Origin of the sequence: Streptomyces sp. NPDC048434 (assembly GCF_043200375.1) — a bacterium.
Taxonomy (GTDB): Bacteria; Actinomycetota; Actinomycetes; order Streptomycetales; family Streptomycetaceae; genus Streptomyces.
On sequence record NZ_JBICXQ010000038.1, the window covers coordinates 63,094 to 86,735 of the forward strand.

Here is a 23,642-nt window from a genome sequence, read left to right on the forward strand (position 1 = left end):
TTCCCTTTCGTTGCCTCGTTGTTCGTTGCTGCGTTGCTTCGTTGCTTCGTTACGTGCGGTCACGGACGCCGACGCGGGCGAGTGCGCCGATTTCCAGCGCTGTCCACAGAGCTCCGTCCGGGCCCAGGGCGATCCCGTGCGGCTCCGAGCCCGGGGTCGGCAGGTCGTGCACGGTGACAGTGCCGTCGGGGGTGAGGGAGCCCACCCGGTTGCCGGCCCACTCGGTGAACCACAACGTGCCGTCGCTGCCGGGGGTGATGGCATGCGGCCGGGACATGCGGTCGGGCAGCGGGAACTCGGTGATCCCGCCGTCGGGAGTGATCCGCCCGATCTGCCCTGCACCGATCTCGACGAACCAGACCGCCCCGTCGTGCCCGGCCGCGATGCCCACCGGCGCGGCGGACCTGGTCGGCAACGGGTGCAGAGTGATGGCTCCGTCCATGCCGATCCGCCCGATCGCGTCGGCCTGGTTCAGGGTGAACCACATCCCGTCGTCGGCGCCCGCGGTGATCGCGGAGGGGTAGGCCCCCGTGGTCGGCAGCGGGAACTCGGTCACCCGGCCGTCGGTGGTGATCCTGCCGATCCGGTCGGCGGCGGTCTCGGTGAACCACAGCGCTCCGTCCGGCCCGGCGGCGATTCCGAACGGACCGCACTCCGCAGTCGGTACGGTGAATTCCTCGGCCTTGCCGTCGAGGGTGATCCGGCCGATGCGGTGCGCCCGGTGCTCGGTGAACCACAAGGCGTCGTCCGGCCCGACAGCGATGATCGTCGGCCCGCACTCCGGATCGAGTTGATGGTGCGTGAGTACCCCTCCGGGCACGAAGCGCCCGATGCCCCCGCTGTGCACCAGCGTGAACCACAGCGCCCCGTCCGGGCCCGTGGTGAGCGCGTAGGGACCGCTGTCGCTCTCGGCCAAGGTGAACTCTTCGATGAAAACCGGCATCAGACCGGCTCTCCTTTCTTCATACGGCTCATACGGCTCATGGCTCTCTTCATACGGCGCGCCCGCTGCCGCCCTTCATCAACCGTCCGTCTCCCTCGGGCGAAGGGGCCTCCGTCTCTCCGCCCTACGCCACCGGCGCCGAATACAGCATGCGGATCTCCGAAGTCCGGTAGCCGGCGCGGGCGAAGGCCGCGGCCATGGGGGCGTTGCCGGTGTCCGTGGTGGCTGTGATCAGTTCGGCACCGGATTCCGCGTGGAGGAGGGTGATCTCGGTGAGGAGGTCGTCCACGTACCCATGGCCGCGGAACTCGGGGACGACGCCCAGGTAGCCCACGTTGCGGGCATACGGTGTCGCGGAGGGGAGGGCGAGGCCAGCGACCTGTCCGTCCGGGGTGTGTGCCACGCGCCACCACTCGCGCCGACCGGGGCAGCCGAGATAGAAGTCCATCTCGTCCCTGGCCGTGGCGTCGGGGCCCTTGACGGCGATGTTCCTGCGGGTCTCGTCGTCCAGGCTGCCGACGGCTATCCGACGGAACAGCCGGAGGAACTCCTCGTCCGAAGCGGGGGCGAACGTCAGCCGGCCCCTGGACGCGGGGACGCCGACGTCGGCCGTCCATTGCAGGCGCAGCCGTTCCACCTCGTGCGTGAGGCCCGCTGCCATGGCGGCCCGGCGCCGCCACTCCACGGCGGCCACCGCGGCCGGGGCGTCGCGCCAGCCGACGGGCAGCGTCAGGTTGTACAGCGGAGTTTTGGGTGCACCGGCGTCGGCGAACGCCCGCAGCGCGGCGGTCAGCAGCCTGGCCGCCACCTCCGCGCGGTCGGGGAGCGTCGGGTCGACTTGCAGACAGTCCAGGGCGACGGGATGAGCGCTGTCCTGCTGCCCCCACCACAAGGAACGGCCCACGATCCGCCCGTCGTCCTCGGCGATCCAGGTCCACTCCTGCCGGTACATCCCCTGCTTCAACTCGTCCAGGTAGCGGTCGGCGTCGATCCAGCCCACCGGTTCATCCACGATGACTGCTGCGACACGCTCTTGATCGGCCTCGGCCGTGGGGCGAAACAACACGTGTGCTCCTACTGCTTGGTGTACGTAGTGACAGTCGCGCCGGTGGCGAAGACCCGGAGGTCGGTCAGCGTGAAGGCGGCGGGGTCGAATGCCGCGTGGAACAGCGGAACGCCGGCCCCGAACACCACCGGGTGGCGGTGGACCACGAGCTTGTCGACCTCGCGCAGCAAGCGCCCGGCCAGCGCCGGGCCGCCGCACAGCCAGATGCCCATGCCGGGCCGCCGCTTCAGCCCGCGGACGAACTCCGCCGGTTCCCCGGCGACGACATCGACGCCTGACGCGGGCCGTTTCAGGGACGAGGAGACCACGTACTGCCGCAGCCAGGGATACGGGCTGTCGGCGCCGGCCGCCCGAGCGGATTCGTAGACATCGCGCCCCATGACGACCGTGTCGAACAATCTGTTCGCCGTGCTGACGACGCCCAGCGGCCTGCGGGCATGGTCCGGGACGGTCTCGGGGTACTCGGCCAGAACGGCGGCCTTGAGATCGCCGTCGAAGCCGAAGGGGTCGAACTGTCCGTCAGGACCGGCGGTGAAGCCGTCGACACTGCAGCCGACGAGGTACGTGAGCAGACGCATGCGGGTCCGATTCCGATCCGTTGCCACCAGGGACAAGATGACACTAGGCACCCCGATTCAGGAGGGCATCGGTCATCGCGACGTAACGTGACCCGCCTCGCCCGGGACGGCATCGGTAGCGGTGTCGGGATCGGTACCGGCGGGCCGGGGTGTCGGGGTCGGTACCGGCGGGCCGGGGTGTCAGGGCGCCCCTTCTCCCACGCCTCCCGATCCCCGGCATCGCCCGACTCCACAACCTCAGCCTCGCCGGCTGACGGAAACCAAGCTGGTCAACTGGCATGGCGTAGATCATTTACGGGACAGCGATTAGCAGTCAGTGGGAGAGGAGCTGCTGGCCGCCGTCGATGTCGTACGTTCCGCCGGTGAGGGCGTCGTTGCACATGATGTGTACGGCCAGAGCGGCGACGTCGGCCGGGCCGACGACCCGTCGGATGGGAAGCGTGGCACGCAACTCCTCGCGCCGGGCGTCGAGTTGGTCGCCCAGGAGCGAGGCCGACAGGGACGTGTCGACGAATCCCGCGGCGATGAGGTTCACCCGGATCGGCGCCAGTTCGAGCGCCAGGTTGGCGATGAGGGCGGGCAGAGCTGCGGTGAGCGCGGACACGACGGCCAGACCGACACCGGGGCGCCGTCCGCCGGTGCCGCCCATGAACAGCAGCGTGCCTCCGTCCCGGACCTTGTCACGGCTGTAGAGAGCGACCCCCAGTGTCATGGCGAGACGCTCGCCGCACTCACGGCGGGCAGCAGCGACATCCAGGTTCGCCAGGGGCAGGTAGGAGGGGCTGCCGGCTGTGACCATCACGTGGTCGACCGGGCCGGGCAGATCCTGGAAGAACTGCTTGAGGCGGTCGGTGTCGGTGGCGTCGAACGCCGCCGTGCTCAGCGGATGGATCTCCTGCGCAGCGTGCTCCAGCCGTTCGGGGTTGCGGCCGACCAGGACCACCTGACCACCGTCTGCGCGTACCTGCCGGGCGGTTTCGAGTCCGATACCGGAGCTGGCGCCGATCACCACGACGGTCTGTTCGGCGAGGCCAGGCCGGCGGTGAGTGCCGGGAGCGCCGGGAGCGCCGGGAGCGCCGGATTCGGCTGTCATGACGGAACTCCGCCGCCGAGGACGGTCTCGTCGCAGGCGTGGTTCCGTCCGCTGCCCGTCATCCGTACCTCCGGGGATCACCTCTCCTATTGTCGCGCTTCGGGTCGCTGATCGCCCGCCGGCCAACCAGCTGCCTGCTGTTCCTGGGAAAGTCGAGCCCCCCGCGTCGTCGTCGGCGAGCGTGGTGAGCGCATTCCAGGGCGGTTGACGGGGAGCTCGCTCTGCGTGCGGGCGACGAGATGCTGCCGGCGACATTCGTCGTACTCCGCCTTGGTGCCGTAGTGCTCCACCTTGGTGCCGTAGTGCTCCACCTTGGCGCCCGGCCTCGTATGGGTGCCGTCTGCGCAGGCTCAAGGGTGCGCTTCGCCTTCCGCCCCGAAGGGCGGCGCACTACTCAAAATCACTGGTAGCAGCGATAGTGCGGTCAACACGGTGGAATGCACCACCAACACTCCAATCAGATATGGGGGTTGTTCTGGCATGAAAGCGCCCAGACCAACGGTCTTATGCAGAGCACTCACCGTCCTCATAGCCGCGCTGAGTATCACCCTGGGGCTCACCGCCCGGGCCGGCACCGCACAGGCCGCAGACGACTGTTCCGGCCTGTCCTGCCTGACGTTCACGTCGGTCAACAGCGGACGGAACCTGGACGTCCAGAACGGCAACACCGGAGACGGCGTCTTCATCGTCACCAACTCCGCGCCCGGCTACCACCAGAAGTGGGACGCCCACCTTCAGGGCTCCGACTCGTCGTTCACCCTCGTCAACGACGACACCGGCAAGTGCATCGAATCCGGGCTCCCGCTCAAGCAGCAGTCCTGCTCCGGCTCTTCCGCGCAGCGCTGGTACTTCCAGCCCGTCAACGGCACCACGGACACGTTCATGATCCGTAGCGCCGGCGACAACAAGTGCCTCGACGTGGTCCGCGCCGCGCAGTACGACGACGCCTGGACGCAGACCTACAGCTGCAACGGCACCAAGGCCCAGCAGTGGAAGATCCCGAGCAGCGCAAGCGACGCGGCGCTCACGGCCGCCGTCGACTACGCCTCGAAGCGCTGCCAGAAGGACAGCTCCACGTGCTCGTGGACAAAGGGTTCCCAGGCCCCGGCCGAGCCGCTTCCGAAGAAGTGCGTCTCCCCCGTCTGGTACAACGGCACCGAGGCACCGGTGCCGTGGACTTTCTCGCTGAACACCTCCACGGGCTGGTCGAGCCAGCTCGGCGTGACCTTCACTTCGGGCCTCGGCACGGGCGGTGCGAGCCCTGTCCAGACCAGCGTGAGCCTCACCATCTCCGGCCAGGTCACCTACGACGTACGTCAGGATCTCGGCAACAGCCTGATGATCACCGTTCCGTCGCACCAGTACGGGTGGGTGGCACTGTCGGAACTGGCGACGAAGGTGACCGGCGAGTGGACCTTCGATGCCAACGGGTTCCCCTGGAAGGCGAGGGACACCGTCACCGTTCCGCTGAAGAGTGACGACCAGGGCCGGTCCAGCATCTATCTGGCCCAGACCAGCCCGAACTTCACGACCTGCAACAGCTGAACCGGCACAAGGGGTGGGCCCACACGACCGTGCGGGCCCACCCTGCTCCCGGGTCCCTCCTTACCGGATTCTCGCCCTGCGGTCCCTCATCGAGTGGCAGCCGGACGCCGGACGACTTTCCCACGTAGCGGAAGTCCCGGCCGCTCGGGCGGTGTGGCGTAGCGACAGTCCCGGCGGCTCAAGCGGTGCGGACCGCTCCTCCGATCACGGGTGCTGGGTGGATCCGTGATCGGCCTGGTAGACGGTTTCCCACGGCACCAGCCGCCAGGGACTGCTGGAGTTCGTCGGGTCCAGCAGGCTGCGTACGGCCTCGATCGTGTCGTCCTGGGAACCGGCCCAGTCGTTGCCGGCGGTTCGCATCCAGAGTTCCCGGCCGGCGACGAAGTCGTTGGCGAAGGCCTCCCAGGAGCCATAGGTCTGTGCCACGGGCGCTACGGCGCTCGCGAGGAGTTGCCAGGCGCCGGGTTCGTCGACGTATCCGGCACCGAACCCGAGCCTGACGACCGTGACGTAGCGGCCGAAGTCCCACGCCACCGGCGGGTGCCCGAGCGCCGACGTCATCTGCATACGGTGGCCCTCGGTCGCCAGCCACCGCAGGGTCGCCTGCAAACTCTCCGGCGAGGTGACGTCCCAGCTTTGCTGCAGGCCCACCTTGCAATGGGTGGAGTTGATCCGCTTCAGGGGGTAAAGCATCAGGTGGCTGCGCCCCCACATGCGCTCCGACAGCATCGCATCCAGCGAGACCATCCATCGCTGATGGGCCGTCAGCGGGTTGGGGTAGCGCTTCTTCGCCGACCGCCCGAACGTCATCTTGAGCAGGGCTGAGGCAAGTGTCCATCCGTTCATGGCCAGCGATCTTCACAGCGGTGGATCAACAGGTCAAACGGTTCGCGCCCCGAGTCCGCGAGAGCGTACCCGGTACGGCTCAGTGCTTCACCTCGTCTCCCCGCTGCGCGCCCGCGCCCGGCGTCCGCATCGCCTGGCTGTGGGCGCGCGGCGAGGCTGCGCGGAGGGAACCGGTTCACGATGCCGTCGGCCGGGACTCCAGCCGCAGTTGGACCTCCTGCTCCTGGTCACCGGATGCTGAGCCGACGTCCCGGACCGTGAAGACCTGGGCCAGGCCTGCGCGCAGCCGGTCGACCGCCCAATAGCCACCCTGGACGGTGGCCGTCACCGGCGCGGTCAGCCGGCGCGGCGCTGCCTGCGCCGGTGCCTGCGAGACCTCAACGGTCGCGAGCCACACGGTCGTCCCCGCCCCGGCCGAGGCTTGAGGTGCATCGTCCGTCGCCCGGTCAGAGGTGAAAAGGGCGTTGAGCGCGTGGAAGACCCTGTGTGCGTCCTCGGGCCTGCAGTCGGTGACTTCCACCTGGACCTGGGTCGCGCCCTGATCCGTCTGTGCCACCTCTTCGGCGTCCTTCACTGTGGGCTTCCTCTCCGAGTGGTGCTTACAGCTACGCAGCCCGGCCCTCTCCAGCAGACGGGCGAACGAGTGGAGGAGTGGTTCAGCAACCGCCGGGAACGAGCCTGCCCCGGCATGTGAGAGCGCGTACCCGATCAGCGCCCGCCTACAACCACCCGGACCGTCTCATCCGCCACTCACTCCGTCCCGCCACTGACCGGTCCAGAAGCGACCGGGTGGAACCCGACGGACACACGCTCACCGCCCGAACTGGCTGGTCCACGGTGCGGACGGCGATCTGGGCAGTCGCGCTCGCCTACGACCTCGCCGGGACCTCCCGGAAGGGCTGGACCGACACCACGGTCGTCGCCGCCTTCGTGGTGGCCGCCCCCGCCTTCCCCCTGATTTGATGCGGATCCCCGACGTCAAGCTGCCGATTCACGGAGCGAGGAGCGCTGCACATGCCCGACGGACCGCGGCTTGAGAAAGCCCTCGATTACCTGCGTTCCGAGCTGGCCACCGGGCGATCGGCGACGACCGAGTTGACCACTCGGGCCGTCTGGCTGGCCTTCCAGCGGTTCGGGCGGCAGCGTTTTGACACAGCACCCACACCCGACGCCGACGGTCTGCTCTTCCAGTACGGCACCTACACCGCCAGCGGGCGACCGATGTTCACTGTGGATCTCACTCGACAGTTCGACATCGTTGATGACGACGGTGAGCACGACCACTATGTGCAGGTTCACTGCGAACTCCGCTACGAGCCGGAGTCCGCCCTGGACGCCCTCGGAAGCGTCGGTCTCTGGTTCTTTCACGACACCAATGCAGACCTCGACCAGTGGTTCGAGGGGGCGGGAGCTCGCCTCGGACTGCTACTCGATCGCAGACCCGCCGAGATCGAGTTGTACGAGGATCTCGTATAGGCCATGCGAGCGGCAGGACGTCAAGCAGCGCACCCGGGGGCGGGCAAGTTCGCTGATTGACCTTCACCTTGGGGAAGGTCGCAGCATCAGCGGCATGCACTTCCAGATGCCCCCGTGCCGCCATCAGGAACTCATCCGCGAGGCCGACAATTTCCGACTGGCCCAGGAAGCCCGGAAGGGGAAACCGCCCCGCCGGGCTGCCACAGCCGGCAAACCGCTGCTCTCCCGCCTGTACCTACCGGGCTGGCTCCGGGGATGAAAGGTCGCGTAAGTACGGTTTGTGCGGAACATCCGCCAACAGCGCGAGGTAGGGCCCGGTCCGCAGTTCCGCGAGTTTGCAAAACGGTAGTACTGGGTGCGCCCGGGAGACGCCGAGGAGTGCTTCCGCGGCCGGGTACAGCTCCGCCTGCGGCATCGCACGCACCGTCCGACCGCGCTGCTCAGAGTCTTGTCGCGGCCTCCATGACCTGGTCTCCTGTACCGCGGGCTCCGTAACGCGCTCGCCGGCCGGTTGCACACGCATGCGGCACGGGCGCGAGACCGAGGATGGGAACGGCGTGGAATCAGTGGCAGGGCAGGACGTACGGGGCACGCTGCCCGAGGGTCTCGGTGGGGCCATACGCGAGACCGCCGAGGAGATCGCCGCGCTGCTGCGCCGGGGCGCCGACATGGGGCTTCCGGTACCCGGATCGGAGTGGAACATCGGGGAGGCGGCAGCGCATCTGGCGCAGGCCAACGAACTGATGGCGGACATTGCGGCAGGACATGCACGCAGATACGGGGACGGCACGCCGCAGAGTCTCGCCGCGGCCAATGAACGAGCGCTCGCCGAGTTCGACGAGCGTGCGGCTGAGCCGCTGGCCGCGATCATCGTGGCGCAGGCCGATGCCTACCTGACGGCGTTGGACGACGGTGCCACGGATGGGACTGTCGTCACCCCGCTGGGCCCGATGGGCCCGGACGTACTGGGGTCGTACCTGCTCACACACATGCTGGGCCACGGCTACGACCTCGCCCGTGCACTCGGTCGTCCACATGTGATCGACTGCGCACGGGTCGAGCTGACCCTGCCGTTCCTGATCACGGCCATGCCACGCGTGACCGACAGCGCCCACACAAACGGGCTGACCGCCCGCTACGCGATCCGCTTGTGGGGTGGCGCCCGGTTCGGTGTGACCGTGACCGACGGTGCGGTGTCTGTGAGCTCGCAGCCGCCCTCCCGCCCGGACTGCACCATCCTCACCGAGCCGGTCACCTTCCTCCTGATGGCACTCGGCCGCCGCGGCCAGTGGAGCGCCATCTCCCGGGGCCACATCCTCGCCTGGGGCCGCAAGCCATGGCTCGCCCCCCGCTTCCCGGCTCTCTTCAAGGCACCCTGAGCGCAGCGGGCCAGTGACTGCACCAGGTCGAGGGCCAAGTCCTGGGACAGGGGCCTCCAGTTCGCGTCCGTCGTGAGAACTGCTTCCGCGGCTGCCCGCACCGTACAAAGCCTGGTTCGCTGTCGTAGCACTGCCGCCCATTTGCGGCGGCCACCCGGGCCCGCGCAGCGGCAGGCCCCTGAGCTGTGTGTGTTTTCCTCAGCACAGGATGTGCCGACCCGCTCTCGTTAGCTCCTAGGTTCTGTCTCTTTGGTCAGCGTCGGGTCCAGATGAGGATGGCGGCCAGGTGGAGTGCGGCCTGGTAGGCGATGGCGAGTTTGCCTGTTCGCATGGCCAGTCCGCGCCACTGTTTGAGGCGGTTGATGCATCGTTCGACGGTGTTGCGCTGCTTATAGGTCTCGGCGTCGAAGCCGGGTGGTCTGCCGCCGAATTGGCCCCGTCGTCGGCGATGGCCGATCTGGTCGGTGGGCTGTGGGATGACTGAGCGGATGCCGCGGCGGCGGAGATGCCCGCGGATCGCACGGGAGGAATACGCGCGGTCCGCGAGAACGGCTGTGGGTCGGGTTCTGGGTCTTCCGAGCCCGACCCGTGGAATCCGGATGCGGGCCATCACGGCTTCGAAGCCCGGTGCATCACCGGCCTGACCTGCAGTGACGACGATAACGAGCGGACGTGCTCGGCCATCGCTGGCCAGATGGACCTTGGTGCTCAATCCGCCCCTGGAACGTCCGATTCCGTGATCGACGGGTTCGGCCCAGCCGACCGCCCCCTTTTCCTGGCGCCGGCGGCGTGCTGGTGAGCCCGGCAGACGGTGGAGTCCACCGACACGGTCCAGCAGACGTCGTCCTCGGCATCCGCCGCTGCCAGGACGGCGGTGAAGATGCGTTCCCACGTGCCGTCGACGGCCCACCGCAGCAAGCGCTTGTGAGCGGACTGGAACGAACCGAGCTCACCGGGCAGATCCCTCCACAGCGAGCAGGTCCGGCACTTCCACGCGATGGCCTCAAGCGTGCGGCGATGGTCGGCTCACCGCCGCCCACAGACCGGATCGGCCGCCCAACTCTGCGGAGACGGTAGTGCGCTACGCCCCTACGCGAGAGCCTGAGTCCTTACGTCAGAAGCCCTCGACACCAGCAATGTGGGAGCGCAGATCTTCTACGATCTCGTCTGCTTCGCCGGAAGTTGGCAGCTCCCAGTGCGTTTCGTCACCGATCTCGAGGGCGCCTTCGCTGCTGAAGCGGAGCAGCTCTGGGGAGGGGATGAAGACATCTCGCAGCCACTTCGCGATGACGGCGGCTTCGCTGGGTGAGGCCAGGGTGAGAGTGACACAGCCGCACTCTTCGAACGGAAGGGTTGCCAGTCCTCGGAGTACGGCTTCCTGCGCGAGGACCACCTCGAAGCTCAGGTAGCCCCCTCCCCTGACGTCGTCGTCGGGCATCATGCGTGTGAAGGCGCCGGGGAACTCTTGCTTGAGGGCTGCTTCGAACCCTTCGAACGTCATGTGCCAGGCGTCCGCGTCATCAACCGGTGGGTAGAAGAGAAAGGTTGCGCGGACTTCGTTGTCGGTCATGGATTCCTGCATTTCTACGGTTCATACCGCGTAGTTCCCTGCACTTTTGCCATGGCCATCATGGCCTGCCAGTAGGCGGAGCCTTCCTTGTCATTCGTAATGATCTCCAGCCCTTTGACCTTAGTATTTCGGGGATCGGACATGGCTTCGCGGTAGCGGACGAGCTCTTGTTTGTCCTTGGGGTACATTGCGTCGCGGCGGGGGTTGAACTTGGGCTTTCCGTTTTTGCCCATCTCGACGGGGGCATTCATCGTCTTCTCGTACTCATCGAGACGCCGGAAGGTTTTCTTGCAGTCCGGCTCCCTCACGTACTTGGCGTCGACCATGTAGCCGTCGGCTGGCCGCATCCCATCGACCATCAGACCTTTGCCGCTTCCACCGACGGAGCCAGGGGGCAGTGGGACTTCTCGCTCGGGGTAGCCTGCGACCCTTTTTTGGTAGGCGTTCTGGGGATTGCTGCTGTCGCCGCCGCCGGCGAAGCCTCCGGCAGGGAGCGAGTTTCTCCAGGTGCGGAACTGCGCTTGCTCGTGGGGCGAGAGGAGGTTGGGGTGGTTGGGAGGCAAGGGGTCGCTGTGCGAGAGAGTCGGATCGACCCCTTGTCCCATCGGGACCATGGCCGGCGCAGAGGCCAGCAGGATCGGCGTGGGCACCCGGATGCCGCCGCCCGGCAACAATGGAGGGCGAGGTGGTGCCCCCTCCCCTCCCGGCAGCTTGATTCTGGCTTGCGAGGAGTCCAAGACATGTGCGATTGCACCGAGTTGGCGGATCCGTGGGTCGCTGAGGACGGCGTCCTGAAGGCCCCCGTCATATCCGTTCCCGCCGAGAAGGGGCTGTTCCCAGGGAAGATCGACACGGAAGAAGTCGGCACTGTGTACGTCGATGGCGGCGAGCGCCGAGTCGATGTGGTCCGCGTAGTTCTCGCAGGCGTTTGCCAATTGGGTGCAGGCAGCGACGATGTTGGCGATCAACGGCTCGTCCTCCTGTGCCTGCGAGGGAGGAGTCCCAGCTCCGATGCACCGCTTGAAGTAGTCATGGAAGGAGTCCGCAGCGGCTCCTGCGTGGTGTTTTCGGGCCGTCGAGGCGCACAGCTGGGCGTCGCCAAGGTGTCGCTCCATCAGCCTCCCGGCATGGCGCCAAGATCCGGCGACCTCACGGGCTTTCTCGGCCGATCCGCGGTAGAGATTGCCTCCACCGGGTGCGTACTGGTGATACCAGGCCGTGTCACCGATCGCCTCGGGAAGCTCTTCGCCCAGCCCAATGAACCGCGATGAACAGTCACGCCCGGGGTCGCCCATGTTGGCCGAGAGGTCCTCCTGCCCACCGAGTAGGTCGGCGCTCACCTGACTTTCGGTCGCCATGTACTCGCGGGCGGTCTGCATCAGGCCCGCCCCGGTCGCTCCCATGACGTAGGAGCTGAAGCCCATCTGGTCGAGCGTCGTTCCAGCAGCCGGCTTGTAGGCCGCAACGAAGCTTCTGCCGGCGTCATCGTCGCCAGCCATCCCTTTCTGGGCCTCCAGCTCACTCGCGAGTGCAATGGCGGTGTCCCGGACACCCCGCATCACTTCCATCATCGTCATCGATGCCTTGATCATCTGGCCAGCATCGAACTCGAAGCCGCTCATCTTCCCCCGTCGGTAGCATGACAACCAGCCACCCATTTCTACTGCACAGTGATCAAGCCTGCTGATCTGGGGTCATGAACAAGACAGAGCAGGCGGCGACGCACCCAAGCGGGCGATGCTTTCGGGCCGACACTCGCTGCAGGCGTCGAGTTAGCGAGGGCTGACGCCGAAGCGCTGGGCAAGCCCCCCGGGCCAGAAGGCGGTGGGCATCGTACTGTTCAGCTGCCGCCTCTGGGTCGCTACGGCTGCCGGCGTCGGCGAGCGCGAGCATCGCCTTACGCACGGCCTCGCCCAGCTGGGCCATGGTGCCAGCGGTGATGATGCGCGTGCCGGGAGGTGCCACGGCGTTGTGCTCGAGCGTGTTGGCACGGTGCAGACTGGTCGTAGGTCTGCTGGAACCAGCTCATGGAGTAGCACCGCTTGTGAGTCGGTGGGCTTGATCCGGGTGGGCTTGACTCCCTCGATGTGCCGCAGGATCGCGGGATTGTGCACGAGCGCCTTGACTAGGATCTGCTGGGCTTTGGGTTCGTCGATGAAGTGCTGATAGGCAGCCAACTGTTCCTGGAGGAATCCTCGTTCGGTCGGGCCCTTGGCAGCTGCGACATCCTCGCTCATGTGGCGGACGGCTTGGGCATGTTGGCCGAGCGAGGCTTGATCGAAGGCTCGGCGGACGGGGACAGCGACCGCGGAAATGGTGCTCTTGGGGTAGGTGACCTCGGCCAAGCGCCGCGTGCGGCTCCGACCCAGCCCGGGTCCGGCCCAGGACCTGCGCGATCACGCCCTCGATCTGTTCCAGGGGCTGGCCAGCCAGTTTCGCGGCCACCTGGCGGGCGAACTCGATCTAGGCGAGGGTCGCGGGGCTAAAGCGGGACCGGTACCTGGGCGAGGCGATCAATTGCGACAGGTGCGATCCCACCAGTAGGACGACGCAGTGGCCGTTGACGGAGCGCACTCCTCGGCCCATACCCTGCTCGATGCGCTGTAGCTGCCGGTTCACCATCTCGTCAGAGTCGCCGAGCACGCTCGCCTCGCGGCGGGTCAGACCGCCGTAGGCCTGCGGCAGCCCGTCAGGCCAGAAGCCGACTGCACGCCTCGCACCGCAGCTCGTCCGCCGGCACCGGGGGCAGTGGCGGCGGCTTGGGAGGGCGTGCGACCTCTGCCCGCCACTGCTCCGCGGCGTGTCTGGCCTCCCTCATCAAGATCGGCATAGCCTCGGTGCGGACCACGTCGAAATGCACATCCGACGGCCGACGTGGCTGGCACCGGGGTGACCGGGAGCCTGGAGAAGGGTGAGCACGTTGAAGATCGCGGTAGATGACCTGTCCGGTCCGGAGATTGCCAGGTTCCTCGACGAACACGTCCAGCAGATGCGGTCCCTCACGCCATTGGAGAGCAAGCACGCCCTCGATCTCGATGGTCTCCGGAAGCCCGGAATAACGTTCTGGTCAGTCTTGGACGATGGCAGCCTGGTGGGCTGTGGTGCGATCAAGAGGCTGGACGCGGGCCACGCGGAGCTGAAGTCGATGCGTGCCAGGCCGACTCGGCAGCGAAGCGGGATCGCCTCCCGGCTGCTGGAGCACATCGTCAGCGAAGCCCAGCGCATGGGGTTCACTCGACTGAGCCTGGAGACCGGTGACTCTCTGACCGCTTACTCAAATCACCTCGCACGGGAACTGAGTGACATGCCGTAGCCATTGCTACTCGACCTACTACGTCGTCAGCGTCGATGGACAGGGCAGGGAGTCGGCTCCCCGCATCACCAGCGCGGAACGGCCGTTCACGACAGGGTGAGTGAGGACGGAAACTCGAGCCCCCGACCAATGTTGAACCCTGCACCTGTGTCGGGCGTTCGTCCTCGCCCGAGACCGTGGAGGTGAAAAACTCTTCAGGAGGGGCCGGGTCGACGTTGCCTTTGCCTTTGAGCGCCCTCCAATTCGTAGGTTCGACTCATGACGACTCAGCAGCACAAGATCAACACCGGGTTCGGAGCCAGCAGCACCGCGAGTGATGTCCTGCGGGGCATCGACCTGTCCGGCAAGCTCGCGATCGTGACCGGCGGCTATTCGGGACTGGGCTTGGAGACGACGCGAGCCCTCGCCGCTGCGGGAGCCCACGTCGTCGTCCCCGCCCGGCGCCGCGCCGCGGCCCAGGAGGCGGTGAACGGGATCGACGGTGTGGAGGTGGACGAGCTCGAGCTGACAGACCTGGACAGTGTGCGGTCCTTCGCCGAGCGGTTCCTGGACTCGGACCGCGACATCGACATGGTGATCAACAACGCCGGGATCATGGCCTGCCCGGAAACGCGTGTCGGCCCGGGCTGGGAAGCCCAGTTCGCCACCAATCACCTCGGACACTACGCGCTGGTGAACCGGCTGTGGCCGGCGATCGCGCGAGGCGGTGCGCGTGTGGTGTCGGTGTCCTCCAACGGACATCAACTCTCCGACATCCACTGGGACGACGTGCACTTCGAGCACGGTTACGACAAGTGGCAGGCGTACGGACAGGCGAAGACGGCGAACGCCTTGTTCGCCCTCCAGTTGGACACGCTGGGCCGAGACGCCGGAGTACGGGCGTTCTCGCTGCACCCGGGTGCCATCTCCACGCAGCTGGCCCGGTACATGTCCCAGGAGGAGCTGACGGAGCTGTCCGCGATGATCGACGCCAGTGCGACGAACAGCGGCTGGAAGACGCCCGAACAGGGCGCGGCCACGCAGGTGTGGGCGGCGACCTCTCCCCGGTTGGCAGGTATGGGCGGCGTGTACTGCGAAGACTGCGACATCGCCGAGCCCGCCGCGAAGGACACCGCCCTGGGCAGCGGAGTGCGAGCCTGGGCCACTGATCCACAGGGCGCTGCACGGCTGTGGAGGCTGTCAGCCCAACTCACCGGAGTCGATGCCTTCACCGCGATGACGTAAGTGCGCGGCTGTCCAGGCCGACGGTGCAGACAGCGACAGAGCGCCGATCTCGTCACGTGATCGGCCTCTTCCGCCTCGGCGTGGGTCGCCAGAGCCTGTTGCCGCTCGTGTGCCGTGGCCCCAGCGCACGAGTCGCGACGCCCGGAATCCGCCGCGTGCATTTCCGGGGTGCAGGGCCGTCGTTGGCGTACTGCGCGCGGCGTTCCGACGTCCTCTCCGTCCCCTGCCCAGTTGTCGATGACGGGGTGGGCCGTTGCCGAAGGTCACCGTTTTTTTTCCGGTCACCGATTCGCGGCGATTGAGTTTTCCGTCGGCACGGGCTGAGCCGCCTGCTGTGACGCAATCACGTCGAGGGCTTCCTCAGGGCTCGCATGGACCGGGGTGGTCACACTGATCCCGGTCAGGTCGAGCAGACGCAGCACCACATCGGACACCGCTGCCAGGTGCAGGCCCCCGTCAAGGCGCTTGGCCTCGTTCGATGCGCGGATGATGATGTTCAGCCCCGAGGAGTCCATGAACGGCACGGCGCGCAGGTCCAACACGAGAAACCGCCTGCCGTGCACGATCTGGTTGGCCAGCTGGTGGTGAAGGGATGTCCCGGTCTCACCGTCCAGATCCCCCGACACGGACACCACCGCCACCTCGGGCCCGGTGACGTTCACCTCGACGCTCAACTCGCACGACTCGGACACGATCTCCGCCTCTCTGTTGATCGGTGGAGCTCGCGTACCCCGTCATCGTTCCTTCAGACAAGGAGAGAAGCACAGTCGGTCGGTGGAGACACCTCCCGCTGCCGACCACGGGGCGGGCGGCACGTCGCCGCAGTCATGGTCGGCCGCGAGGGGTCCGCCGGCGGGCCCGGCCCGCCCCCGTCGGAGCCTCGCCGGCGAGCCCGGCGAGCCCATCGGCCCGTCGGCCCGTCGGCCCATCGGCCCGTCGGAGCGGCACAGCCGCCAGGTCTACGGATGCAGGACGACCTTCGTGTAGCCCTCGATGCGCTTGTCGAACTTGTCGTACGCCGAGGGGGCCTGGTCAAGGGGTAGTTCGTGCGAGACGACGAAGCTCGGCGTCGCTCGGCCCTCGATGATCATGTCGCGCAATTGTCGGTTGTAGCGCTTCACGTTGCACTGCCCGGTCCCCATCCGCAGGCCCTTCTCGAAGAGCTTGCCAATCGACACGAGGAGCATGCCCCGCTTTGCCTGCTCGTCAGGGCCGCCCGGATCGGCCGGAACGTACAGGCCCGGTACGCCGAGGGCACCGGTGGCCCGCACCGTGTCGACGAGCGAGTTCAGGACGGTCGCCGGTTCCTCGCGGGCCTCGCCGTGCGCCATCGCCTGATAGCCGACGGCGTCCACGCCCTTGTCCGTGCCGACGCCCTTCGTCTGGTCCTTGATCTGCTGCACCGGGTCGCCCTCGGCGAAGTTGATCGGGACCGCGCCGATCTCCCGGGCCTTCTCCAGCCGCTCGGGAACCCGGTCCACGACGAAAACCTTGCTCGCTCCGCGCAGGAGAGCCGAGTAAGCAGCCATGAGCCCCACCGGCCCGCCGCCGTACACCGCGACGCTCTCGCCCGGACGTAGCTGGGCGAGTTCACAACCGTGGTAACCGGTGGGGAAGATGTCAGCGAGCAGCATGAAGTCGTTCTCGTGCTCGTTTCCCGGGGGCAGCTTCAGGCAGTTGAAGTCGGCGTAGGGAACGCGAAGATATTCCGCCTGGCCGCCCGACCAGGGCCCCATGGCGACATAGCCGTAAGCGCCGCCCGCAAATCCAGGATTGACGGTCTGGCAGAATCCGGTGAATCCCTCGACGCAATTGGTACAGAACCCGCAGGCGACGTTGAAGGGCATGACCACACGGTCGCCCTCCTTGAGGGAGGTGACACCCTGGCCTATTTCCTCGATGATCCCCATGTTCTCGTGACCGAATACGATGCCCGGCTCGGCCGCCGTACGCCCTTCGTACATATGCAGGTCCGAACCGCAGATCGCAGTGGACGTGATCTTTACGATCACCTCGTTGGGGTGCTGGATGCTGGGCTTCTCCACATCCTCGACCTCAACCGTGTACGGCCCTTTGTAGACGATGGCTTTCATTTGCTGCCACCTCTCGCTCGGCGGATAGCACGCAGAATTTCCCCACCCTTTGACGTGACCTATCCCTCATGATTCTCCGGTCTACTGGATGCGGCAAGCCGGTAACGTGAGAAGGGATATCCACTCCGGGCGTCGCAATGTCGTACCGAGAAACGAAAGAGGGAGGACAGCGCGTGGCAGCACAGCGACTCGGGACCCTGCTCGTCCCAGTGCACGGCCTGTCCGGCACCTCCTACCCGCCCGGAACGACGGTTACCGTCCGCGGTCGCGGTGCGACTGTCGATGCGTTTGTCCACGGCGACTGGCTCCCCCTGTCGTGGTGGGAGTTCTCCGACGGCCTCCGCGAGGACATCGCCGACCGTTGACCGGTCCTGCGTGCGGCTTCGCCGTGTACGCCTCTGATCTGCACGGATCTGCGATTGCCCAGCCGCGCCGCCTCCCGCGACGAGGCCCCCCGCTTCCCGCCGGGACGGGCTGAGCCGTCACCGCGTCATGAGTGCTGTGCGTGTTCATTCCGTCACGGCCGCAGCTGCCCCCCCCATCCGCTCGCCATTTAATTCGTGCGAAATCGGGCAAGCTGCCGGTATGGGCACTCAATTTCATGATCCGAATCCACGTGACACCCCCGACTCCGCCCCTGTAGGCGGGGTACCCCCCGGGGAAACCCCGCCGGGCGAGGGCAGTACGGGAGCAGAGACCGGCCCCCGCGACCAGCAGACACGGGGCTGGGCCAAAGGCCCGGTCATCATCCTCGCCATCCTCGTCGCGCTCTGCGCAGCGTTCTTCATCGCCTACGCCGTGATCGTGGCGGTGTGACCGTCGGCGGTCCCGAGTGCCGACAGCGCAATCGCCGCCAAGGCATCATGCGTCGACGCGTCGGGACCACCGGCCGGGTGCATCGAGGGCGCCGCAGGAGCCCGGCACTACAGCTCGGGTCCCTCCCGAACGGGCCGCTGCGGCTTGCCCGCGGCTGCCGTCAGGTCAGCTCGTAGGTGAGGGTGTAGTAGGCGCCATCCTGGCGGAACTTCATCTCGCCGTATCCCAGCAGGGGAATCTGCTCGCCGAGGAAGTCGTCGTCGTCAAGGCTGTCGCTCTCGTACATTCGGACCCGAGCGACATCGCCCTCGTACCGGAAGGACTTGTTGATGGAGCGCTTGCCGTCCTCGCCGATTTCGGTCGAGTAGACCTGCTTCCCATTGATCGTGATGTAGATGTCGTCATTGCCGTTCCAGTCCTCCTGCTTGACGCATTCGAGCTGGCCAAACTTCACGACGCTCATAGGTCTTCCCCTCGTTGTCTTGTCGGTGGTGCGTGCCTGTGAGACCGATCCTGGCTGCCGGAGATCAACAGTCACTAAACGGCGGTGGCGGGCGCGTTCGGGCCGGCGCCAGGTTCCGCCGGCGAGCGGGGCGGGGGAGGTGTGAGGGATGGATGGACTGGGGAAGAGCCCTGGCCGCTCGCCGTTGCAGGCCTCTCACCGCTTCCGGCCGCTGATGGCAGACGGCACAACACGCGCACTCCCGGCCGCTGATGACAGACGGCACCGACATGCGCACCCCTCCGAAAACGGCAAGCACCGGCCCCTTCAGAACTTGGCGCATCGAGCACCGCTGATGAAGCCCCCTAGTGCGGGACCAGCCCTACCCCAGCGGCGAGTTGGGCACTGGTCCAGTCCAAAGCGTTGACGCACTCGCGGTGAGGGTTCACCCTGTGGAGCAATTGGTCTGGACCAACTGCTCTTCATGGGAGGGCATGTGCCACCTCGTCACGTCAGAACTCTCGCCGCCGTGGTCTCGGCGGCCTGCCTCGCGCTCGCCGCGGCCGGCACGGCTCTCGCGGGCGGCCACGGCATAGCTCCCGCGGCGCCGAAGTCCGTGGGCAGCAACTGGTACGCCGCGGCGCCCTATCTCATGCCGCTCGACAACGACCCGCCGGACGCCGCGACGGTGATGGACGCCACCGGCCTCAAGGCGTTTCAGCTCGCCTTCATCCTGGCCCCGAACGGTGGCGGCTGTTCGCCGACATGGGGCGGGACCAGCCCGGTGGGTTCGGACACCGCGGTGGCCGGCGTGATATCCGCGATCCGCGCGAAGGGCGGAGATGTCTCCGCGTCCGTCGGCGGGTACGGCGGCACCAAGCTCGGACAGAGTTGCGCCACCCCCGAGGCGACAGCTGCCGCATACCAGCAGGTCGTCGACAAGTACGGCCTCAAGGCGCTCGATTTCGACCTGGAGGAGCCGGAGTACGAGAACACCGCCGCCATACACAATGAAATCGGGGCTGCCAAGATCCTTCAGCAGAAGAATCCGGGTATCTACCTCTCCATCACCACAGCCGGCACGGCCGACGGCACCGGCTGGTTCGGCAAGCAGATGCTCAACGAGGCCAAGTCCCAGTCCTTCGCCCCGGACAACTTCTCCATCATGCCTTTCGACGGCGGCTTCAACGGGGCGGCTTCACAGACCGCCGCCCTGACCAACTTCAACGCCATCCTGCGGTCCACCTTCGGCTGGGACGAAGCCACCGCGTACGCCCACGAGGGCATCTCACAGATGAACGGCCGCAGCGACACCGGTGAGTACTTCACCCAGGCCGACTTCCAGACGGTGCTGGACTTCGCGACCGCCCACCACATGGCACGCTTCACGAACTGGTCCGTCAACCGGGACCGGCAGTGCTCCCCGCCGGACAACAACGGCAAGACGTCCGGCACCTGCAGCAGCGTTCCGCAGGGCGCATACGACTTCACCAAGTACTCGGTGAAGTTCGCCGGGGCCACTCCCCCCACCACGCCTCCCACCACCCCACCGGGCAACGGCAGCTGCACCGCGGCCGCCTACGGCGCCGGGACCGTCTACGTGGGCGGCGACACGGCCTCGTACAACGGCCACACATGGAAGGCCAAGTGGTGGACGCAGGGCGAAACGCCCTCCACCGGCGGCTCGGGAGTCTGGCAGGACCTGGGCACCTGCTGACCCCGGAGGGCAGGAGCGTCTCCGCCCGGCCGCTCCTGCCCTCCCCCGCCCCTTCCTCTGCGAAGCCAACCGGCTCCCTGCCTGCTGAGGAGCGACTGCCGCTCCCGGAAGCCGGGGTGCGCCGGCATCAGCATGATCGCGCCGACGGCAACCAGTTCCGCCCCACCGCCCCTTTGGTGAAATTGTTGTTTCTTCTGTGTTGAACATCTGTCAAAAAGCGTCAACTCCTGGCACGCTCCCATCGATTCACTCCTTCTGCTCCACCGGGCACCCCACCCCTCGGCTGCCCGGCCGCTTCTTGGACCGCGACCCCGCAGTCCTCACAAGGGAGACCGAGTTGAGACGGATCTCGTCCACCCCCCGCAAGAACACCCTGCGCGCTGCCGCCCTGGTGGCCTCCGCCGCCATGGTCGCCGTCGGCGTACAGGCCGGCTCGGCCAGCGCGCAGCCGGACCGCGCGACCGGCGCGTCGGCGGTCCAACTCTCCACCGCACAGCGGGCGTCCGCGCTCCAGGATGCTCAGAACAGTGCCACCGCCATCGCCGCGAAGATCGGCCTCGGCGCGCGGGAGAAGCTCGTCGTCCGAGACGTCGTCAAGGACGCGGACGGCACGGTGCACACCCGGTACGAGCGCACCTACGCAGGGCTGCCGGTCCTCGGCGGCGACCTGGTGGTACACGAGGCCAAGTCCGGCACCCGCAGCGTCACCAAGGCGACCAACGCCCGTATATCCGTGGCCAGTACGTCCGCCGCGCTCGCCCCCTCCGCCGCGAAGAAGAGCGCACTCAGCGCTGCCGCCGCGAAGAAGGACACCAGGACCAGCGCCTCCACCACCCCGCGCAAGGTGATCTGGGCCGCTACGGGCAAGCCGGTTCTCGCGTACAAAACCGTCGTCACCGGTGTCCAGAAGGACGGCACGCCCAGCGAACTGCATGTCATCACCGACGCGGCCACCGGCAAGAAGCTGTTCCAGAACGAGGCCATCGAGACCGGCACCGGCACCAGCACCTACAGCGGCAAGGTCGCGCTCACCACCACCAAGAGCGGATCGACCTACCAGCTCACCGACGGTGCGCGCGGCGGCCACAAGACGTACGACCTCAAGCAGGGTACGTCGGGCACCGGCACGCTCTTCACCGACGCGGACGACGTATGGGGCGGCGGCCGTCAGACCGCCGGCGTCGACGCGCACTACGGGGCGGCCGTCACCTGGGACTTCTACAAGAACACCTTCGGCCGCAACGGCATCCGTAACGACGGCAAGGGCGCCTACTCCCGCGTCCACTACGGCAACAGCTACGTCAACGCCTTCTGGGACGACGGCTGCTTCTGCATGACCTACGGCGACGGCAGCGGGAACACCCACCCGCTCACCTCCCTCGACGTGGCCGCCCATGAGATGAGCCACGGCGTCACCGCCGCGACCGCGGGACTCAACTACAGCGGTGAGTCGGGCGGTCTCAACGAAGCCACGTCCGACATCTTCGGCACGTCGGCCGAGTTCTTCGCCAAGAACACCACGGACGTGGGCGACTACCTCATCGGTGAGAAGATCAACATCAACGGGGACGGCACCCCGCTGCGCTACATGGACAAGCCCAGCAAGGACGGAGCCTCGGCCGACTACTGGTCCAGTGGTGTCGGCAACAAGGACGTCCACTACTCCTCGGGTGTCGCCAACCACCTCTTCTACCTGCTGTCCGAGGGCAGCGGCGCCAAGACCATCAACGGCGTCAGCTACAACAGCCCCACCTCCGACGGCTCCAAGGTCACCGGAATCGGCCGGGCCAAGGCCGAGCAGATCTGGTACAAGGCCCTCACCACGTACATGACCTCCACCACCAACTACAAGGCCGCGCGCGCCGCCACCCTGAAGGCGGCAGGTGCCCTGTACGGCACAACGAGCGCGGAGTACAAGGCGGTTGGCGCCGCCTGGACCGGCGTCAACGTGAAGTAAGCACCCCTCGGGTACTGCGTCCCGGCACCGGCCCCGGTGCCGGGACGCAGCCGTCTGCTGCAGCTGATACCCGACCCGCGGGCTGCCCCGACGACGGCCCGGCTGTTCACCACCCGGTGCGCATCATCGGGCGCACCGGCCGCCTGCTTGCGCCGGACCTGCCGCCTGCTTGCGCCGGACCGGCCGCCGCGCGCCGAGCCGTCCGGGACCGCAGGGGCACCTGAGCCGTCCTCCCTTGGGCGCGGCGACCGGGGCGAGGACGCCGCCGTTCGCCCTGTTACCTAATATGGGGGCGTGATGCCCCGCCGCCAGTACGTACCGACACCGCCCGCCCGGCGGTGTCGCGCGCTTTTCGTACTCGCGTTGCTGGCGGGTCTGCTGGGCATGCACGCCCTCGGCCCCGTCATCACCTCGGCTCCTCCTCCGCACGAACACCACATCACCGTGGCGGCCACCGCTCACGAGCACTGTCACGGAGCGGGAGACTGCGGCAACGGCGGACATACCCATCACGCCGACACGACCTGTGCGTCCGGAGCGCTCGACGGGGCGCCGACGCCCCCTGCCCTGGTCCCTTCCCCCGTCCGTCCGGCAGAGCCGGAGGACACGGCAGGCCTGGACGAGTCGAAGGGCCAGGACGGCGGGCGCGCGCCACCCTCGCTGGCCGAACTCCAACTCCTGCGGATCTAGGAACGCCCTGACGGCGCTCACGCCCCACTCCGGGGCGGCGTCGCCGTCCGGCATGTCCCGACACCGCACTTCTTCAGGAGTTCACCCATGAAGCCCACCCGTCCCCTCACCCGCCGCATCACCCTTGTTGCGGCAACTGCCGCCTCCGCGCTGGTCATGGCTGCATGTGGCAGCAACGACGGCGGCAGTCACTCCGGCCACGGCGCTCCCCCGAAGCCCGCCTCCTCGCCGAGCGCCTCGGTCCCGTCCGGTACACACAACGCAGCGGACGTGGCCTTCGCGAAGGGCATGATCCCGCACCACCGGCAGGCCGTGGAGATGGCCGACCTGGCCGCCACCCGAGCCGCGTCGAGCCAGGTCAAGGAACTCGCCAGCAAGATCAAGAAGGCGCAGGACCCAGAGATCAAGACCATGTCCGGGTGGCTGACGGCCTGGAACGAGCAGGTACCCGAGGAGATGGCCGAGATGCCCGGCATGGACCACTCCGCCCACGCGGATATGCCCGGCATGATGGACATGAAGGAGATGGACGCGCTCAAGAAGAAGTCCGGCAAGGACTTCGACACGTCCTTCCTGCAGATGATGGTCGGGCACCACCAGGGCGCGGTGAAGATGGCCGGCACCGAGAAGGACAGGGGCGCCTACGGCCGGGCGAAGACGCTGGCCGCGGACATCATCAAGGCCCAGAACGCGGAGATCACACAGATGAACAAGCTGCTCGGCAAGAGCTGACCGCCGACAGCGGGCTACCTCCGCCCTGACCGTTGTGGGGGGCCCCGGCGCCCCCCGCCGGGCGGCCCCCCGCGCCCGCGGGCCCCCCCGCGCCCCCCCCCGGGGGCCGGGGGGGGGGGCGGGCCGCCCCCCCCCCCCCCCCCCCCCCCCCCCCCCCCCCCC

The 23,642-nt window shown here is 67.5% G+C and carries 23 protein-coding genes and 1 pseudogene; 12 read left to right on the plus strand and 12 right to left on the minus strand.

Annotated features, from left to right (window positions below):
* Window positions 1-49: 49 nt before the first annotated feature.
* The 4 genes from ACGFWI_RS34430 to ACGFWI_RS34445 all read right to left on the minus strand — a co-directional run bounded on the left by ACGFWI_RS34430 (window position 50) and on the right by ACGFWI_RS34445 (window position 3,680).
* Window positions 50-943: a virginiamycin B lyase gene (locus ACGFWI_RS34430; RefSeq protein ID WP_393909977.1), complete on the minus strand. Its 894-nt coding sequence runs from the start codon at window positions 941-943 to the stop codon at window positions 50-52.
* A 124-nt stretch (window positions 944-1,067) separates the two neighbouring features.
* Entirely contained in the window at window positions 1,068-2,009 is a 942-nt protein-coding gene (locus ACGFWI_RS34435) for a GNAT family N-acetyltransferase (protein ID WP_393909978.1), read from the minus strand.
* Between the two features lie 8 nt (window positions 2,010-2,017).
* Entirely contained in the window at window positions 2,018-2,587 is a 570-nt protein-coding gene (locus ACGFWI_RS34440; RefSeq protein ID WP_393909979.1) for a dihydrofolate reductase family protein, read from the minus strand.
* A gap of 313 nt (window positions 2,588-2,900) precedes the next feature.
* Window positions 2,901-3,680: an SDR family oxidoreductase gene (locus tag ACGFWI_RS34445; protein WP_393909980.1), complete on the minus strand. Its 780-nt coding sequence runs from the start codon at window positions 3,678-3,680 to the stop codon at window positions 2,901-2,903.
* Between the two features lie 480 nt (window positions 3,681-4,160).
* On the opposite strand from ACGFWI_RS34445, the gene ACGFWI_RS34450 reads away from it, so the two are divergent.
* Window positions 4,161-5,225 carry an RICIN domain-containing protein gene (locus ACGFWI_RS34450; protein WP_393909981.1) on the plus strand — a complete coding sequence of 355 codons (1,065 nt, stop codon included), beginning with the start codon at window positions 4,161-4,163 and terminating at the stop codon, window positions 5,223-5,225.
* 204 nt (window positions 5,226-5,429) lie between these two features.
* On the opposite strand, the gene ACGFWI_RS34455 is transcribed toward ACGFWI_RS34450, so the two are convergent.
* Window positions 5,430-6,071: a DUF1266 domain-containing protein gene (locus tag ACGFWI_RS34455; protein ID WP_393909982.1), complete on the minus strand. Its 642-nt coding sequence runs from the start codon at window positions 6,069-6,071 to the stop codon at window positions 5,430-5,432.
* Between the two features lie 175 nt (window positions 6,072-6,246).
* The gene (locus ACGFWI_RS34460; RefSeq protein WP_393909983.1) at window positions 6,247-6,627 is read right to left on the minus strand and encodes a hypothetical protein; all 381 of its coding nucleotides are present in this window, start codon (window positions 6,625-6,627) and stop codon (window positions 6,247-6,249) included.
* A gap of 233 nt (window positions 6,628-6,860) precedes the next feature.
* Between ACGFWI_RS34460 and ACGFWI_RS34465 the strand changes: the two genes are divergently transcribed.
* The 3 genes from ACGFWI_RS34465 to ACGFWI_RS34475 all read left to right on the plus strand — a co-directional run bounded on the left by ACGFWI_RS34465 (window position 6,861) and on the right by ACGFWI_RS34475 (window position 8,926).
* A complete protein-coding gene (locus ACGFWI_RS34465) occupies window positions 6,861-7,034 on the plus strand; it encodes a hypothetical protein (protein ID WP_393909984.1) in 174 nt (57 codons plus the stop codon).
* Window positions 7,035-7,085: 51 nt separating this feature from the next.
* The gene (locus ACGFWI_RS34470; protein ID WP_393909985.1) at window positions 7,086-7,547 is read left to right on the plus strand and encodes a hypothetical protein; all 462 of its coding nucleotides are present in this window, start codon (window positions 7,086-7,088) and stop codon (window positions 7,545-7,547) included.
* A gap of 566 nt (window positions 7,548-8,113) precedes the next feature.
* Window positions 8,114-8,926 (plus strand): maleylpyruvate isomerase family mycothiol-dependent enzyme, encoded by an 813-nt coding sequence (locus ACGFWI_RS34475; RefSeq protein WP_393910002.1) that lies wholly within the window; start codon window positions 8,114-8,116, stop codon window positions 8,924-8,926.
* Between the two features lie 253 nt (window positions 8,927-9,179).
* On the opposite strand, the pseudogene ACGFWI_RS34480 reads toward ACGFWI_RS34475, so the two are convergent.
* The 3 genes and pseudogenes from ACGFWI_RS34480 to ACGFWI_RS34490 all read right to left on the minus strand — a co-directional run.
* Window positions 9,180-9,979, minus strand: a pseudogene (locus ACGFWI_RS34480) (IS5 family transposase); the annotation flags it as partial.
* Between the two features lie 61 nt (window positions 9,980-10,040).
* Complete coding sequence (locus tag ACGFWI_RS34485) at window positions 10,041-10,496, minus strand: hypothetical protein (RefSeq protein ID WP_393909986.1); 456 nt, start codon at window positions 10,494-10,496, stop codon at window positions 10,041-10,043.
* Between the two features lie 14 nt (window positions 10,497-10,510).
* Window positions 10,511-12,118: a restriction endonuclease fold toxin-2 domain-containing protein gene (locus tag ACGFWI_RS34490; RefSeq protein WP_393909987.1), complete on the minus strand. Its 1,608-nt coding sequence runs from the start codon at window positions 12,116-12,118 to the stop codon at window positions 10,511-10,513.
* A gap of 1,298 nt (window positions 12,119-13,416) precedes the next feature.
* Between ACGFWI_RS34490 and ACGFWI_RS34495 the strand changes: the two genes are divergently transcribed.
* Together ACGFWI_RS34495 and ACGFWI_RS34500 are read left to right on the plus strand one after the other, a co-directional pair.
* Window positions 13,417-13,809 (plus strand): GNAT family N-acetyltransferase, encoded by a 393-nt coding sequence (locus tag ACGFWI_RS34495; protein ID WP_393910003.1) that lies wholly within the window; start codon window positions 13,417-13,419, stop codon window positions 13,807-13,809.
* 258 nt (window positions 13,810-14,067) lie between these two features.
* Entirely contained in the window at window positions 14,068-15,033 is a 966-nt protein-coding gene (locus ACGFWI_RS34500) for an SDR family NAD(P)-dependent oxidoreductase (protein ID WP_393909988.1), read from the plus strand.
* 281 nt (window positions 15,034-15,314) lie between these two features.
* Here ACGFWI_RS34500 and ACGFWI_RS34505 read toward each other — a convergent pair whose 3' ends face one another.
* On the minus strand, window positions 15,315-15,725 hold the full coding sequence (locus tag ACGFWI_RS34505) for an STAS domain-containing protein (RefSeq protein WP_393909989.1): 411 nt from the start codon (window positions 15,723-15,725) through the stop codon (window positions 15,315-15,317).
* A gap of 267 nt (window positions 15,726-15,992) precedes the next feature.
* On the minus strand, window positions 15,993-17,126 hold the full coding sequence (locus ACGFWI_RS34510) for a glutathione-independent formaldehyde dehydrogenase (protein WP_393909990.1): 1,134 nt from the start codon (window positions 17,124-17,126) through the stop codon (window positions 15,993-15,995).
* 173 nt (window positions 17,127-17,299) lie between these two features.
* On the opposite strand from ACGFWI_RS34510, the gene ACGFWI_RS34515 reads away from it, so the two are divergent.
* Both ACGFWI_RS34515 and ACGFWI_RS34520 read left to right on the plus strand, forming a co-directional pair.
* A complete protein-coding gene (locus ACGFWI_RS34515) occupies window positions 17,300-17,491 on the plus strand; it encodes a hypothetical protein (protein WP_393909991.1) in 192 nt (63 codons plus the stop codon).
* 220 nt (window positions 17,492-17,711) lie between these two features.
* Entirely contained in the window at window positions 17,712-17,942 is a 231-nt protein-coding gene (locus tag ACGFWI_RS34520; protein WP_393909992.1) for a DUF6480 family protein, read from the plus strand.
* Window positions 17,943-18,102: 160 nt separating this feature from the next.
* On the opposite strand, the gene ACGFWI_RS34525 is transcribed toward ACGFWI_RS34520, so the two are convergent.
* Window positions 18,103-18,405 carry a hypothetical protein gene (locus tag ACGFWI_RS34525; RefSeq protein WP_393909993.1) on the minus strand — a complete coding sequence of 101 codons (303 nt, stop codon included), beginning with the start codon at window positions 18,403-18,405 and terminating at the stop codon, window positions 18,103-18,105.
* A 463-nt stretch (window positions 18,406-18,868) separates the two neighbouring features.
* Between ACGFWI_RS34525 and ACGFWI_RS34530 the strand changes: the two genes are divergently transcribed.
* From ACGFWI_RS34530 to ACGFWI_RS34545, 4 genes are all read left to right on the plus strand, one after another.
* Window positions 18,869-20,101 (plus strand): chitinase, encoded by a 1,233-nt coding sequence (locus ACGFWI_RS34530; RefSeq protein WP_393909994.1) that lies wholly within the window; start codon window positions 18,869-18,871, stop codon window positions 20,099-20,101.
* Window positions 20,102-20,438: 337 nt separating this feature from the next.
* A complete protein-coding gene (locus tag ACGFWI_RS34535) occupies window positions 20,439-22,058 on the plus strand; it encodes a M4 family metallopeptidase (RefSeq protein WP_393909995.1) in 1,620 nt (539 codons plus the stop codon).
* A gap of 297 nt (window positions 22,059-22,355) precedes the next feature.
* Window positions 22,356-22,748, plus strand: coding sequence for a DUF6153 family protein (locus tag ACGFWI_RS34540; protein ID WP_393910004.1), 393 nt, complete (start codon window positions 22,356-22,358; stop codon window positions 22,746-22,748).
* Window positions 22,749-22,835: 87 nt separating this feature from the next.
* Window positions 22,836-23,480 (plus strand): DUF305 domain-containing protein, encoded by a 645-nt coding sequence (locus tag ACGFWI_RS34545; RefSeq protein WP_393909996.1) that lies wholly within the window; start codon window positions 22,836-22,838, stop codon window positions 23,478-23,480.
* Window positions 23,481-23,642 lie beyond the last annotated feature (162 nt).

What these genes read in the sequence shown, in the direction of transcription:
- ACGFWI_RS34430 (WP_393909977.1), bottom strand. Translation starts at nt 943, where the DNA reads ATGCCGGTTTTCATCGAAGAGTTCACCTTGGCCGAGAGCGACAGCGGT.
- ACGFWI_RS34440 (WP_393909979.1), bottom strand. Translation starts at nt 2,587, where the DNA reads ATGCGTCTGCTCACGTACCTCGTCGGCTGCAGTGTCGACGGCTTCACC.
- ACGFWI_RS34445 (WP_393909980.1), bottom strand. Translation starts at nt 3,680, where the DNA reads ATGACAGCCGAATCCGGCGCTCCCGGCGCTCCCGGCGCTCCCGGCACT.
- ACGFWI_RS34450 (WP_393909981.1), top strand. Translation starts at nt 4,161, where the DNA reads ATGAAAGCGCCCAGACCAACGGTCTTATGCAGAGCACTCACCGTCCTC.
- ACGFWI_RS34455 (WP_393909982.1), bottom strand. Translation starts at nt 6,071, where the DNA reads ATGAACGGATGGACACTTGCCTCAGCCCTGCTCAAGATGACGTTCGGG.
- ACGFWI_RS34470 (WP_393909985.1), top strand. Translation starts at nt 7,086, where the DNA reads ATGCCCGACGGACCGCGGCTTGAGAAAGCCCTCGATTACCTGCGTTCC.
- ACGFWI_RS34485 (WP_393909986.1), bottom strand. Translation starts at nt 10,496, where the DNA reads ATGACCGACAACGAAGTCCGCGCAACCTTTCTCTTCTACCCACCGGTT.
- ACGFWI_RS34490 (WP_393909987.1), bottom strand. Translation starts at nt 12,118, where the DNA reads ATGAGCGGCTTCGAGTTCGATGCTGGCCAGATGATCAAGGCATCGATG.
- ACGFWI_RS34500 (WP_393909988.1), top strand. Translation starts at nt 14,068, where the DNA reads ATGACGACTCAGCAGCACAAGATCAACACCGGGTTCGGAGCCAGCAGC.
- ACGFWI_RS34510 (WP_393909990.1), bottom strand. Translation starts at nt 17,126, where the DNA reads ATGAAAGCCATCGTCTACAAAGGGCCGTACACGGTTGAGGTCGAGGAT.
- ACGFWI_RS34520 (WP_393909992.1), top strand. Translation starts at nt 17,712, where the DNA reads ATGGGCACTCAATTTCATGATCCGAATCCACGTGACACCCCCGACTCC.
- ACGFWI_RS34525 (WP_393909993.1), bottom strand. Translation starts at nt 18,405, where the DNA reads ATGAGCGTCGTGAAGTTTGGCCAGCTCGAATGCGTCAAGCAGGAGGAC.
- ACGFWI_RS34530 (WP_393909994.1), top strand. Translation starts at nt 18,869, where the DNA reads ATGGGAGGGCATGTGCCACCTCGTCACGTCAGAACTCTCGCCGCCGTG.
- ACGFWI_RS34540 (WP_393910004.1), top strand. Translation starts at nt 22,356, where the DNA reads ATGCCCCGCCGCCAGTACGTACCGACACCGCCCGCCCGGCGGTGTCGC.
- ACGFWI_RS34545 (WP_393909996.1), top strand. Translation starts at nt 22,836, where the DNA reads ATGAAGCCCACCCGTCCCCTCACCCGCCGCATCACCCTTGTTGCGGCA.